Origin of the sequence: Streptomyces sp. NPDC046985, from assembly GCF_040644415.1 — a bacterium.
Lineage (GTDB): Bacteria > Actinomycetota > Actinomycetes > Streptomycetales > Streptomycetaceae > Streptomyces.
Window position 1 is genome coordinate 56281 of record NZ_JBEYWK010000002.1, and the last position, 13466, is coordinate 69746.

Consider the following 13466-nt stretch of genomic DNA (forward strand, 5'->3'; position numbering starts at 1 on the left):
CGGCCCCCAGACCCAGGCCCCCGCAACAGCACGCCCCCCGACAGACGGAGGGGCACGGCGTGATCGCCGTGCCCCTCCGCCCGTGTCGTGCTTCCCGGCCCGTCCCTACAGGCCGTACTTCTCCCGGGCCTCCTTGATGGCCGAGCCCTTCACCTCGCCGCGCCGGGACAACTGGGCCAGGGCGGCGACGACGATGGACTCCGCGTCCACGCCGAAGTGGCGGCGGGCGGCCTCACGGGTCTCCGACAGGCCGAAGCCGTCGGCGCCCAGCGAGGAGTAGTCCTGCTCGACCCACTGCGCGATCTGGTCCGGGACCTGGCGCATGTAGTCGGAGACGGCCAGCACCGGGCCCTCGGCGCTCTGGAGCGCACGGCGGACGAAGGGCGTCCGCTCCTCGCCGCGCAGCAGCGCCGCGTCGGCCTCCATGGCGTCCCGGCGCAGCTCGCCCCAGGAGGTCGCGGACCACACGTCGGCGGCCACGCCCCACTCCTCGGCGAGCAGCCGCTGCGCGGTCAGCGCCCAGTGGATCGCGGTGCCCGAGCCCAGAAGCTGGATCCGCGGGGCGTTGGCCGGGACGGTCAGGCCCGCCGACTCCGCCGTGTTGAAGCGGTACAGGCCCTTGACGATGCCCTCGTCGACGCCGGGGGCGGACGGCTTCGCCGGCTGCGGCAGCGGCTCGTTGTAGACGGTGAGGTAGTAGAAGACGTTCGGGTCCTCGCCCTCGGCGCCCTCGCCGTACATCCGGCGCAGACCGTCCTTGACGATGGCCGCGACCTCGTACGCGAACGCCGGGTCGTAGGTCAGCGCCGCCGGGTTGGTCGCCGCGATGACCGGGGAGTGGCCGTCGGCGTGCTGGAGGCCCTCGCCGGTCAGCGTGGTCCGGCCGGCCGTGGCGCCGACCAGGAAGCCGCGGCCGAGCTGGTCGCCGAGCTGCCACATCTGGTCGGCCGTGCGCTGCCAGCCGAACATCGAGTAGAAGATGTAGAACGGGATCATCGCCTCGCCGTGCGTGGCGTACGCCGTCGACGCGGCGATGAAGTCGGCCATCGCACCGGCCTCGGTGATCCCCTCGTTGAGGATCTGCCCGTCCTTCGCCTCCTTGTAGTACATGAGCTGGTCGCGGTCGACCGGCTCGTACGTCTGGCCCTTGGGCGAGTAGATGCCGAGCGAGGGGAACAGCGACTCCATGCCGAAGGTGCGGGCCTCGTCGGGGACGATCGGCACCCAGCGCCTGCCGGTCTCCTTGTCCCGGACCAGGTCCTTGACCAGGCGCACGAAGGCCATGGTGGTGGCCACGTTCTGCGAGCCGGAGCCCTTGTCGAAGGCGGTGAACGCCTTGTCGGCGGGCGCGGGCAGCGGCGCCAGCGGGTGGACGCGGCGGGCCGGGGCCGGGCCGCCGAGGGCCGCGCGGCGCTCCTGGAGGTAGCGGACCTCGGGGGAGTCGGCGCCGGGGTGGGCGTAGGGGACCTGGCCGTCGGCGAAGGCGCTGTCGGCGATCGGCAGGTCCAGCAGGTCCCGCATCGCCTTGAACTCGTCCGTCGTCAGCTTCTTCATCTGGTGGTTGGCGTTCTTCGACGCGAAGCCGGCGCCGAGGGTGTGGCCCTTGACGGTCTGGGCGAGGATCACCGTCGGGGCGCCCTTGTGCGCCAGGGCGGCCTTGTAGGCGGCGAAGACCTTGCGGGCCTCGTGGCCGCCGCGCGAGAAGTGGAAGCACTCGATGATCTTGTCGTCGCTGAGCAGCTTCGCCATCTCGGCCAGCGCCGGGTCGGCGCCGAAGAAGTCCTGGCGGATGTAGGCGGCGTCGCGGGTCTGGTACGTCTGGATCTGCGCGTCCGGCACCTGGCGCAGCCGGCGCACCAGCGCGCCCGTGGCGTCGAGCCGGAAGAGCTCGTCCCAGGCCGAGCCCCACAGCGTCTTGACCACGTTCCAGCCGGCGCCGCGGAACTGGGCCTCCAGCTCCTGCACGATCTTGAAGTTCGCGCGGACCGGGCCGTCCAGGCGCTGGAGGTTGCAGTTGACGACGAAGGTGAGGTTGTCCAGCTCCTCACGGGCGGCCAGCGCGAGAGCGGCCGTCGACTCCGGCTCGTCCATCTCGCCGTCGCCGAGGAACGCCCACACGTGCGAGGCGGAGACGTCCTTGATGCCGCGGTTCATCAGGTAGCGGTTGAAACGCGCCTGGTAGATCGCGGAGAGCGGGCCGAGGCCCATGGAGACGGTGGGGAACTCCCACAGCCAGGGCAGCCGCCGCGGGTGCGGGTAGGACGGCAGGCCGTCGCCGGCCGCCTCCCGGCGGAAGCGGTCCAGGTGGTGCTCGGTCAGCCGGCCGTCGAGGAAGGCGCGGGCGTAGATCCCGGGGGAGGCGTGGCCCTGGACGTAGAGCTGGTCGCCCGAGCCGGCGGCCGCCGGGGACTCCTTGCCCTGGAAGAAGTGGTTGAAGCCGGTCTCGTACAGCCACGCGGCGGAGGCGAAGGTGGCGATGTGGCCGCCGACGCCGTACTTGCTGCCGCGGGTGACCATCGCCGCCGCGTTCCACCGGTTCCACGCGGTGATGCGGGCCTCCAGCGCCTCGTCACCGGGGACGGCGGGCTCCGCGGCGGTCGGGATGGTGTTGACGTAGTCCGTCTCGAGGAGCTTCGGCAGGGCGACGCCGGTCCCCTCGGCGCGCTCCAGCGTGCGACGCATCAGGTACGCGGCGCGGTGCGGCCCGGCCGCCTCGGCGACCGCGTCCAGGGAGGCCCGCCACTCGGCGGTCTCCTCCGGGTCGCGGTCGGGGAGCTGGTCGAGCGCGCTCGGCTGGATGGCGTAGGGGTCGGTCATGTCGCCGCCTTCCTCAGTCGAAGGGGGATCCCTCATGCGTAAGGGTTCGGGGGTGCCCTCGGTCTTTGGCAGGACAGGGCTGGAGCTCTGGTAGGAGCCCATCGAGGACTGTAACTCCCTGATCGATGATCGATCAAAGTATGCAGGGCCAAAATCTCTCGATGTCGAGAAAGTAGGCACGCGGTGCCTGTCGGACAGGCACGCGGTGCCGGGCATTTCGGTCGTTCGCGCAGGTGAAGCCGGGGGCGCTCGAATGGCTCAGGGGAGCGGCGCGCGACCGAGAACACGCGCCCCCACGGACGCGGTGCTCAGCTCACGGCAGGCGGTTTCAACGGCGTACGGCTCCCACGGCGTGCGGCTCCCACGGCGTGCGGCTTCCCCGCAGTGCGGCTTCAGGGGCGCGGCGCGCAGCCCAGGACGTGTGCCTTCACCAGCTCCGCGATCCGCGGATCGCGCCGCCTGAACGCCTGCACCAGCTCCTCGTGCTCCTCCGCGTACGACTGCTGCACGGTGCCCAGCCAGCGGATCGACAGCGCGGTGAAGACCTCGATGCCCAGGCCCTCCCAGGTGTGCAGCAGCACCGAGTTGCCCGCCGCGCGCACCAGTTCGCGGTGGAAGCCCACGGTGTGGCGCACCTGCGCGGTGCCGTCGGCCCGGCGGTCGGCCTCGTAGAGCGCGGTCACGTGCGGCTCCAGCGCCGAGCAGTCCTCCGCCAACCGCCCGGCCGCCAGCTCGGCCGCGATGGCCTCCAGACCGGCCCGCACCGGGTAGCTCTCCTCCAGGTCCGCGGCGGTCAGGTTGCGCACCCGCACGCCCTTGTTCGGCGCCGACTCGATCAGCCGCAGCGACTCCAGCTCGCGCAGCGCCTCGCGCACCGGGGTCTGGCTGACCTCCAGTTCGGTCGCGATCCGCCGCTCCACGATCCGCTCGCCCGGCTTCCAGCGCCCGCTGACGATCCCCTCCACGATGTGCTCGCGGATCTGCTCGCGCAGCGAGTGGACGACGGGCGCGGTCATGACGGCTCCTTATACCGGGACCCTGCGGCCCCCGGGGCGGTGACGCTTAGACAATACGGCCGCCGAAGACCGGGAGATGGGCGCATGCGGAGGCTTTCACGCAGGTGAGACGAGGCTTACACCTCCGGCGACGGACGCCGGAACGCCGCTCAGGCACGCCCGCGCTCCCCGCTCCGGCACGCCCGCGCCTCCCCCTCCCAGCACGCCCCCGCACGCTGGCGCCCTCGCCTCGGCACGCACGCCCCCCGCGACGTCGGCGCCCCCGCCCGGAGAGTCCGGACGGGGGCGCCGAGGGGCCGCTTGCGCAGGCGTGCGGGGTCAGAGCCCCAGCTCCACCTCGAACTCGCCCGCCTCCAGGATCGCCTTGACCGCCGTGAGGTAACGGGCCGCGTCGGCGCCGTCCACCAGACGGTGGTCGTAGGAGAGGGTCAGGTAGGTCATGTCGCGGACGCCGATGACCGTGCCCTCCTCGGTCTCGATCACGGCGGGGCGCTTGACGGTGGCGCCGATGCCGAGGATCGCGACCTGGCCCGGCGGCACGATGATCGTGTCGAACAGCGCGCCGCGCGAGCCGGTGTTGGAGACGGTGAAGGTCGCGCCGGACAGCTCGTCCGGAGTGATCTTGCTGGCCCGGACCTTGGCCGCGAGGTCGGCGGTGGCCTTGGCGATGCCGGCGAGGTTGAGGTCGCCCGCGTGCTTGATGACCGGGGTCATCAGGCCCTTCTCGGAGTCCACCGCGATGCCGACGTTCTCGGTGTCGAAGTAGGTGATGGTCCCCTCGGCCTCGTTGATCCTGGCGTTGACGGCCGGGTGGGCCTTCAGCGCCTGCGCGGCGGCCTTCACGAAGAACGGCATCGGGGAGAGCTTCACGCCCTCGCGGGCCGCGAAGGCGTCCTTGGCGCGGGCGCGCAGCTTCATCAGCCGGGTCACGTCGACCTCGAGCACCGAGGACAACTGGGCCTGCTCGCGCAGGGCCTTGACCATGTTGTCGCCGATGACCTTGCGGATGCGCGGCATCTTCACGGTCTGGCCGCGCAGCGGGGACGCCTCCAGGACCGGCGTCTTCTTCGCGGCGGCGGGGCTCTCGGCGGCCGCCGGGGCCGGGGCGGCGGCCTTCGCGGCCTCGGCCGCGGCGATCACGTCCTGCTTGCGGATCCGGCCGCCGACGCCGGTGCCCTTGACGGCGGACAGGTCGACGCCGTTCTCGGCGGCGAGCTTGCGCACCAGCGGGGTGACGTAGGCGCCCTCGTCGGTCGCCTGGGCGGCGGGGGCCGCGGGAGCGGCGGCCGGGGCGGGCGCGGGCTGCTGCGGCGCCGGAGCGGCGGGCGCCTGCGGCGCCGGAGCGGCCGGGGCCTGCGGCGCGGGGGCGGCCTGGGCCTGCGGGGCCGGGACGGCGGGGGCCTCGGGAGCGGCGGCCGGTGCCTGGGCCTGGGTCTCGGCGGCGGGCGCCTGGGCCTCGGCGGCGGGCGCCGGGGCCTCGGCGGCGGGCGCCGGGGCCTGCGGAGCGGGAGCGGCGGCCGGGGCGGCGGCGCCCGCGGCGCCGATCACGGCCAGCTTCGCGCCGACCTCGGCGGTCTCGTCCTCGCCGACCGTGATCTCCAGCAGCGTGCCCGAGGCGGGCGCCGGGATCTCGGTGTCGACCTTGTCCGTGGAGACCTCGAGCAGCGGCTCGTCGGCCTCGACGGAGTCGCCGACCGACTTCAGCCAGCGGGTGACGGTGCCCTCGGTGACGGACTCGCCGAGCGCGGGCAGGACCACGTCCGTGCCCTCGGCGGAACCGCCGCCCGCGGCGGCCTCGGCGGACGGGGCCGGCGCCGGGGCGGGCTGCTCGGTGGAGGGCGCGGCCTGGGCGGGCGCCTCGGCCTCCGCCGGGGCGGGGGCGGCCTGCTCGGCGGCGGGGGCGGCCTCGGCCGCGGGCGCCTCGGCGGGGGCGCCGGAGCCGTCGTCGATGACGGCCAGCTCGGCGCCGACCTCGACCGTCTCGTCCTCGGCGACCTTGATGGAGGACAGCACACCGGCGACGGGCGAGGGGATCTCGGTGTCGACCTTGTCGGTCGAGACCTCGAGCAGCGGCTCGTCGGCCTCGACGCGCTCGCCCTCGGCCTTCAGCCAGCGGGTGACGGTGCCCTCGGTGACGCTCTCGCCGAGCGCCGGCAGGGATACGGAAACCGGCATGGTTTCGGTTGCTCCTAACGGATTGCGGAAGTCTGTGTCGTCGTGCCTGGTGTCCGAGGGGCGTCAGTCGTGGGCGTGCAGGGGCTTGCCGGCCAGCGCCAGGTGGGCCTCGCCGAGCGCCTCGTTCTGCGTCGGGTGGGCGTGCACGAGCTGTGCCACCTCGGCCGGCAGCGCCTCCCAGTTGTAGATGAGCTGGGCCTCGCCGACCTGCTCGCCCATGCGGTCGCCGACCATGTGGACGCCGACCACCGCGCCGTCCTTGACCTGGACGAGCTTGATCTCGCCCGCGGTCTTCAGGATCTTGCTCTTGCCGTTGCCCGCCAGGCTGTACTTCAGCGTGACGACCTTGTCCGCACCGTAGATCTCCTTGGCCTTGGCCTCGGTGATGCCGACGGAGGCGACCTCCGGGTGGCAGTACGTCACCCGCGGCACGCCGTCGTAGTCGACCGGCACCGTCCGCAGACCGGCCAGGCGCTCCGCGACGAGCATGCCCTCGGCGAAGCCGACGTGCGCGAGCTGGAGCGTCGGGACCAGGTCGCCGACGGCGGAGATCGTCGGGACGTTGGTGCGCATGTACTCGTCGACCAGGACGTAGCCGCGGTCCGTGGCGACCCCGGCCTCCTCGTAGCCGAGGCCCTGTGACACCGGGCCGCGGCCGACGGCGACGAGCAGGACCTCGGCCTCGAACTCCTTGCCGTCCGCCAGGGTGACCTTGACGCCGTCCTGCGTGTACTCGGCCTTCTGGAAGAAGGTGCCGAGGCTGAACTTGATGCCCCGCTTGCGGAACGCGCGCTCCAGCAGCTTGGAGGAGTTCTCGTCCTCGACCGGCACCAGGTGTTTCAGGCCCTCGACGACGGTGACGTCGGCGCCGAAGGACTTCCAGGCGGAGGCGAACTCCACGCCGATGACACCGCCGCCGAGGATGATCGCGGACTTCGGCACGCGATCGAGGACCAGGGCGTGGTCGGAGGAGATGATCCGGTCGCCGTCGATCTCCAGGCCGGGAAGGGACTTCGGCACGGAGCCGGTCGCCAGGAGCACGTGACGGCCCTGAACGCGCTGCCCGTTCACGTCGACGGACGTCGGGGAGGAGAGCTTGCCCTCGCCCTCGATGTAGGTCACCTTGCGGGACGCGATGAGCCCCTGAAGACCCTTGTAGAGGCCCGAGATCACGTCGTCCTTGTACTTGTGGACGGCCGGGACGTCGATGCCCTCGAAGGTGGCCTTGACGCCGAACTGCTCGCTCTCGCGCGCCTGGTCGGCGATCTCGCCCGCGTGCAGCAGGGCCTTGGTGGGGATGCACCCCCGGTGCAGGCAGGTACCGCCGACCTTGTCCTTCTCGATCAGGGCGACGTCCAGGCCAAGCTGCGCCCCGCGCAGCGCCGCGGCGTAACCGCCGCTGCCGCCGCCGAGGATCACTAGGTCGAAAACGGTGCTGGCGTCGTTCGCCACGTCACGTCCTCCATGCATGTGCGCCGTACGCCGGTCGTCGGCGACCGGTCGGCGGCTGGTGTCCGGCCGCTCGTTCTTCGGCCCTTGGTGGGGGCCCTGTCCTGCCGACGCCCATCTTCGCACTTGTCGGGGGCGGACGGGACGCGGGGCCGGGGTGTGAGACACGCCACCCCGGCGGCGCGACCCGCGGCGCACCGGCCCGCGGACGGGCCGCGACCGGACGCCGCGGCCCCGGGCGCGCGGGGCGCCCGGGGCCGTAGCGGCACGTCACCTAGGGGAACGGGACTCAGCCGAGGTCGCCCGCCGCCGTCAGCTCCGCGAGCCGGACCAGGGTGCGGACCGACGAGCCGGTGCCGCCCTTGGGGGTGTACCCGTAGGGGCCCTGCTCGTTGAAGGCCGGCCCGGCGATGTCCAGGTGCGCCCAGGTGATGCCGTCGCCGATGAACTCGCGCAGGAACAGGCCGGCGACCAGGCCGCCGCCCATGCGCTCGCCCATGTTCGCGATGTCCGCGACGGGGGAGTCCATGCCCTTGCGCAGGTGCTGGGGCAGCGGCATCGGCCAGGACTCCTCGCCGACCTCCTCGGCGGCCACGGTGATCGCGGCCCGGAACGCGTCGTCGTTGGCCATCACGCCGAAGGTGCGGCTGCCGAGCGCCAGGACCATCGCCCCGGTCAGGGTCGCCACGTCCACGATCGCGTCCGGCTTCTCCTGCGAGGCCGCCCACAGCGCGTCCGCGAGCACCAGGCGGCCCTCGGCGTCGGTGTTGAGCACCTCCACCGTCTTGCCGCTGAACATGCGCAGCACGTCGCCGGGGCGGGTGGCGGAGCCGGAGGGCATGTTCTCGGCCAGCGCCAGCCAGCCGGTGACGTTGACCTCGAGGCCCAGGCGGGCGGCGGCGACCACGGCGGCGAACACCGCGGCGGCGCCGCTCATGTCGCACTTCATCGTCTCGTTGTGGCCGGCCGGCTTCAGCGAGATGCCGCCCGAGTCGTAGGTGATGCCCTTGCCGACCAGCGCGAGGTGCTTCTTCGCCTTCGAGTGGCTGTACGACAGCTTCACCAGCCGCGGGGCCGACGCCGAGCCCGCGCCGACGCCCAGGATGCCGCCGTAGCCGCCCTTGGCGAGCGCCTTCTCGTCGAGCACCTGCACCTTCAGGCCGTTGGCCTTGGCCGCGTCCTGCGCGAGGGCGGCGAAGGCGGCCGGGTTCAGGTCGTTGGGCGGCATGTTGATCAGATCGCGGGCGCGGTTCAGCTCCTCGGCGACCGCGACGGCGCGCTCGACGGCCGCCTTGTAGGCGCGGTCGCGAGGCTTGCCGCCCAGCAGCACGACCTCCGCGAGCGGCGCCGAGCCGCGCCGGGACGCGGCGGCGCCGTTCTCCTTGTAGGCGTCGAAGGAGTACGCGCCGAGCAGCGCGCCCTCGCCGACCGCGGCGGCGTCGGCGGCCTGGTCCAGCGGCAGCGCGAACGCGGCCTTCTTCGCCCCGGCCAGGGCGCGGGAGGCCACGCCGGCGGCCCGGCGCAGCGCCTCGGCGCCGTACCCGGCGCCCTTCTCGGGCGCGGCGCCCAGGCCGACCGCGAGGACGAGCGGGGCCTTGAACCCGGACGGCGCGGGCAGCTTGGTCGCCTCGCCCTCGGCGCCGGAGGCGCCGAGGGTCTCCAGGACGTCGGCCAGCTTGCCGTCGTACGCCTTGTCGACGGCCCCGGCGCCCGGCGCGACGACCGGGCCCTTGGGGCCCTGGGCGACACCGACGACGATCGCGTCGGCCCGCAGGCCGGACGCCCCTGCGGTGCTGAGAGTGAGAGCAGTCACGGTGGTGATTTCTCGCTTCCCTGTGAAAGGTGGTGTGGCCGAATGCGGGTGGGTCGGCCGGGCCCGAGGACCGGCTCCCTAGGGGCCGGCCCGACGACCGACCCTAGAACCCCTGTGCGGTGCGGTCTTCACCCGGGCGGGCGGACTCCGGTGCACGAGCCTACGCGCGTCACCGCGCCGAGCCGCCCTACGGGCGTTCACCTGCGGGCGGCGTCCCCGTCACCCCCGGGCCGCCGAGCCGTCCGGGGGTGACGGGGACGCGGCCGCCCGGGGGTGGTGACGTGGCCCCGTAAGGGGTGGTGACTTGATCCCGTACGGGTGCTGACTCGGCCCCTTACGGGGGGCTGCGGGGCTGCTTACGGGGGGCTGCGCGAGGCCGGGCGTCCGCGCCGACTGGCGTGTCAGCGCGGCGACATGGCGCGTCAGCGCAGCGACATGGCGCGTCAGCGCAGCGACATGAGGACCAGGGCGGCGGTGGCCGCCGTCTCCGCGAGGGCGCCGAAGACGTCGCCCGTCACGCCGCCGAAGCGGCGCGTGCAGTGACGCAGCAGCAGTTCCGCGGAGGCCAGGGCGGCGAGCACGGCGCCCCCGGCGAGCAGCGCGGTGCGCGTCCCCAGGGCCGCGCCCGCCGCGGCGGCCGCCGCGGTGACGGCGAGGGCCGCGCCGATCGCCCCGGCCGCCGGGACCGCCCCGGCCACGGCCGCGCCCAGCCCCTCCGGCCGGGCGGCCGGCACCCCGGCGCGGGCGGCGACGGTCAGCGCGAGACGGGCGGCGACCGCCGCCACCACGGCGGCCAGTGCGCCCCGGCTCCAGGAGTGGTCGTAGGCCCGGGTCAGGGCGGCCGTCTGGGCCAGCAGCACGAAGACGAGGGTGATCACGCCGAACGGGCCGATGTCCGACTGCTTCATGATCCGCAGCGCGTCCTGCGCGGGCTTGCCGCTGCCCAGGCCGTCGGCGGTGTCGGCGAGGCCGTCCAGGTGCAGTCCGCGGGTCAGGACGGCGGGCGTCGCGGCGGTGACGACCGCGGCGAGCAGCGGACCGGCGCCCACGGCCGACGCCAGCAGGCCCGCCGCCGCGGCGGCGCCCCCGACCACGAGCCCGGCCAGCGGCGCGCACAGCATGCCCGCCCGCGCCGCCCGCCGGTCCCACCGCGTCACCCGGACCGGAAGGACGGTCAGCGTCCCGAAGGCGAAGCGCAGCCCGTGCAGCCCACGAGCCGAGGGAGCGGGCGAGGCAGGCGAGGACGGGGAAGGGGCAGCCGAGGAGGGGGTAGAGGGGGGCGGCGGGGAGGAGGGCGGCGGTGGGGAGGGCGCGGACACGCGGGCAGACTACGGGACCCCCGCGCACCGGCCCGCGGACGGGCGGACCGCGCGGGCGACGCGTGAACCGGCGGTGCGCGGGCGGGTGATCCGCGGGAAGTGGCGCACGGACCGGTGGCACCCGAAAAGGCGAACCGCGCGCGAGTGGCGCCTCAACCTGTGGCGCACGGACAGGCGACCTGTGGGCGGCTGGCGCACGGACCGGTGGTGCCCGGAAAGGCGAACCGCACGCGAGTGGCGCCCCAACCTGTGGCGCACGGACAGGCGACCTATGGGCGGGTGACGCACGAACCGGCTGCACTCGGACAGGCGGACCGTGCGCGGGCGGCGCCCGAACCGGTGGCCTGCGGACCGGCGGCCCGTGCGCGGATGGCTCTCGGACCGGCGGCGTACGGACCGGCGACCTATGGGGGTGGGGGCGCACGGAGCGCGAGCGCGCGGGCGGGCGGGCGACGAGTGGACCGGGGGCGTATGGACAGGCGGACTGTGCGCGGGTGACGCGTGAACCGGTGGCCCGCGGACCGGCGGCCCGTGCGCGGATGGCTCTCGGACCGGCGGCGTACGGACCGGCGACCCATGGGGGTGGGGGCGCACGGAGCGCTGGCGCGCGGGCGGGCGACGCGTGGACCGGGGGCGTATGGACCGGCGACCCGTGTGGGCGGCCGGCACCCGAACCAGCGACGCGTGGGCGGTCGGCGCACGGGCGGTGGCGCGGGCGGGGCCTGCGCGGTCGCTGCCTGCACGGACGGGCGGTGACGGCGGGCGGCGTACCAGGGGTCGCGGCACACTGAAGCCATGGGGCACTGGCTGTACCGCAACGTCGTCGAGCCCGGCAAGCTGCCCCTTCTTCTGGCGCTCGGCGCCTTCGTCCTCACCTTCCTCGTCACCCGTGTCATCACCCGTCTGATCCGCGCGGGCAAGGGACCCTTCGGGAACGTCAAGGCCGGCGGGCTGCACATCCACCACGTCGTGCCCGGGGTCGTGCTCAGCGTCGTCGGCGGCTTCGGCGCGGTCGCCAGCGGCCGGCACGGCTTCGGGGCGGCCGCCTTCGCGGTGGTCTTCGGGGTGGGCGCGGGCCTGGTCCTGGACGAGTTCGCGCTCATCCTGCACCTGGACGACGTCTACTGGAGCGAGGCCGGCCGCAAGAGCGTCGAGGTCGTCGTCCTGACCGCGGCCCTGGTCGGCCTGGTGCTCGCCGGGTTCGTCCCGTTCGGCGTCAACGACCTGTCGCCGGACGAACTCCAGGACCGCGGGACCGTCATCGCCAGCGTGGCCGTCAACTTCCTGTTCTCCCTGGTGTCCCTCGGCAAGGGCAAGCTGCGGCTCGCCGTCTTCGGCGTGATCGTGCCGTTCGTCGCCCTGATCGGCGCGGTGCGGCTGGCCCGCCCCGGCTCGTACTGGGCCCGGCGCTTCTACCGCCGCCGCCCGCGCGCCCAGGCGCGCGCCGACCGCCGGGCGCTGCGCCACGACCGGCGCTGGGCGGTTCCCCGCCGGGCGTTTCAGGACTGGATCGGCGGCAAGCCGGACGCGCAGCCGGTACGGCTGCCGGGTCCCGGACGCGGCGGTGAGTGAACGAGCCGCCTCCCGCGCCACCGGCGCCACGCGGCGGACAGCGCGCACACCAGGGCCACGCACGTGATCGCCGCCAGATGCTCCCTGCCCGCCAGGTTGTTCTTCAGGATCACCTCGACGGACATCGCGGCGACGACCGCGCCCGCGGTGAGGTACGCGCGGTAGCGCCAGCCGAGGTAGACCGCGAGGCCGACCACGGCCGCCGACGGGCCGGTGTCCACCGCCGCCGCGTCGGCGCCGGACAGCCCGAGGAACCGGCCGGGTCCGAGCGCGACGCCCACGCGCGCGTACAGCGTGCCGGCGAGCGTGGCGGCGTAGGCGACGGCCAGGGTGCGCGAGCGGCCCAGGCAGATCTCGGCGACGCCGAACACGCACAGGATCTGGGTCAGCGCGCCCCACACCGGCAGGTCGAGGGCCGGCACGAACAGCGACACCGGCGTGCGCAGCAGGGCCGTCCACAGCGGGTCCACGGCCCGTACGGCGCCGATGAGCTGCACCGGCCCGTATCCCCACGGCCGGTTCTGCGCGAACTGGAGCAGCGCGGTCAGCGCCACCGCCGCCAGCGTCGCCGGGAACGCCCGCACCCAGGCCGTGACCGCGGGCCGGTGCCGCAGGGGCCCTTCGGCGAGCACCTCGCGGGCGGTGGCGTGCACCAGCCCCCATTCGGCTCGGGCCCAGCGGGCGACCGCCTTCACCGGGCGCCCCTCCCCGGCGCCTGGCGCCGCCGCCGGGGAGGGAGGGGGCCGAGCGGCGCCACGCGCGGCCGCGGCGCCGCACCGGATTCCCGGTGCCCGCTGGGTTCCAGGCCCCGCGGCGGCCCCGCGGCGGTCAGCGGGCGGCCCGCCGCGGTCAGCGGGCGCCGGGGGCGGTGACCCGCCGGATGACGCCGACGCGGGTCACGGCCGGGCGGGGCGCACGCAGCGTTAAGGCGGCTGAGGCGTTCGATGTGGACGAGTCGGAGGAGTCGGACGAGGTGTGCGACGTGGGCGGCGAGCCGCGGGGGCCGGGCGGCGCCGACGGCGGCCCGCCGTGAGACCGCGCTGACGGAGCGTGCGGGTGCGACGCGGGCATCTCCCATAAAGAGGGATCATATGTCCGCCTTTGCGGCATAGAGTCGCTTTTCGGGCACGTGGATCGGCGTCCGCACCGGACCGCCCCCCGGGCCCTGCCTCGCGCGACTCCGGTGCGGCGAGGGCGACGCCTTCGCCCGACGCGCCCTGCGGGCGATGCGCCCATTGGAGTGGTGCGCCCACGGGGGTGATGCGCGAGCGCGTCGGAGGCCGGGCGAGGCGCGGTCCGCCCGGC

Annotated in this window: 8 protein-coding genes; 1 reads left to right on the forward strand and 7 read right to left on the reverse strand. The window is 74.5% G+C overall.

Annotated elements, in window-relative coordinates; genetic code table 11:
- Nucleotides 1-105: 105 nt before the first annotated feature.
- The 6 genes from aceE to ABZ861_RS02895 all read right to left on the reverse strand — a co-directional run bounded on the left by aceE (nucleotide 106) and on the right by ABZ861_RS02895 (nucleotide 10478).
- Nucleotides 106-2817 carry a pyruvate dehydrogenase (acetyl-transferring), homodimeric type gene (gene aceE / locus ABZ861_RS02870; protein ID WP_361622613.1) on the reverse strand — a complete coding sequence of 904 codons (2712 nt, stop codon included), beginning with the start codon at nucleotides 2815-2817 and terminating at the stop codon, nucleotides 106-108.
- 392 nt (nucleotides 2818-3209) lie between these two features.
- Nucleotides 3210-3833, reverse strand: coding sequence for a GntR family transcriptional regulator (locus ABZ861_RS02875; protein WP_361622616.1), 624 nt, complete (start codon nucleotides 3831-3833; stop codon nucleotides 3210-3212).
- A 318-nt stretch (nucleotides 3834-4151) separates the two neighbouring features.
- Nucleotides 4152-6008 (reverse strand): 2-oxoglutarate dehydrogenase, E2 component, dihydrolipoamide succinyltransferase, encoded by a 1857-nt coding sequence (gene sucB, locus ABZ861_RS02880; protein WP_361622619.1) that lies wholly within the window; start codon nucleotides 6006-6008, stop codon nucleotides 4152-4154.
- A 63-nt stretch (nucleotides 6009-6071) separates the two neighbouring features.
- Nucleotides 6072-7460 (reverse strand): dihydrolipoyl dehydrogenase, encoded by a 1389-nt coding sequence (gene lpdA / locus ABZ861_RS02885; RefSeq protein WP_361622621.1) that lies wholly within the window; start codon nucleotides 7458-7460, stop codon nucleotides 6072-6074.
- Nucleotides 7461-7746: 286 nt separating this feature from the next.
- Complete coding sequence (locus tag ABZ861_RS02890; RefSeq protein ID WP_361622623.1) at nucleotides 7747-9270, reverse strand: leucyl aminopeptidase; 1524 nt, start codon at nucleotides 9268-9270, stop codon at nucleotides 7747-7749.
- 443 nt (nucleotides 9271-9713) lie between these two features.
- Nucleotides 9714-10478, reverse strand: a complete 765-nt coding sequence (locus ABZ861_RS02895; protein ID WP_361623580.1) for an adenosylcobinamide-GDP ribazoletransferase — start codon at nucleotides 10476-10478, stop codon at nucleotides 9714-9716.
- Between the two features lie 906 nt (nucleotides 10479-11384).
- On the opposite strand from ABZ861_RS02895, the gene ABZ861_RS02900 reads away from it, so the two are divergent.
- The gene (locus ABZ861_RS02900; protein ID WP_361622626.1) at nucleotides 11385-12161 is read left to right on the forward strand and encodes a hypothetical protein; all 777 of its coding nucleotides are present in this window, start codon (nucleotides 11385-11387) and stop codon (nucleotides 12159-12161) included.
- On the opposite strand, the gene ABZ861_RS02905 is transcribed toward ABZ861_RS02900, so the two are convergent.
- A complete protein-coding gene (locus ABZ861_RS02905) occupies nucleotides 12089-12856 on the reverse strand; it encodes a hypothetical protein (protein WP_361622629.1) in 768 nt (255 codons plus the stop codon). The two genes, ABZ861_RS02900 and ABZ861_RS02905, sit on opposite strands and share 73 nt — an antisense overlap.
- Nucleotides 12857-13466: the final 610 nt, after the last annotated feature.

Bases quoted from the DNA above. Each gene is read 5' to 3' on its own strand.
- ABZ861_RS02900 (WP_361622626.1), top strand. From the start codon at position 11,385: ATGGGGCACTGGCTGTACCGCAACGTCGTCGAGCCCGGCAAGCTGCCC.
- aceE (WP_361622613.1), bottom strand. From the start codon at position 2,817: ATGACCGACCCCTACGCCATCCAGCCGAGCGCGCTCGACCAGCTCCCC.
- sucB (WP_361622619.1), bottom strand. From the start codon at position 6,008: ATGCCGGTTTCCGTATCCCTGCCGGCGCTCGGCGAGAGCGTCACCGAG.
- ABZ861_RS02875 (WP_361622616.1), bottom strand. From the start codon at position 3,833: ATGACCGCGCCCGTCGTCCACTCGCTGCGCGAGCAGATCCGCGAGCAC.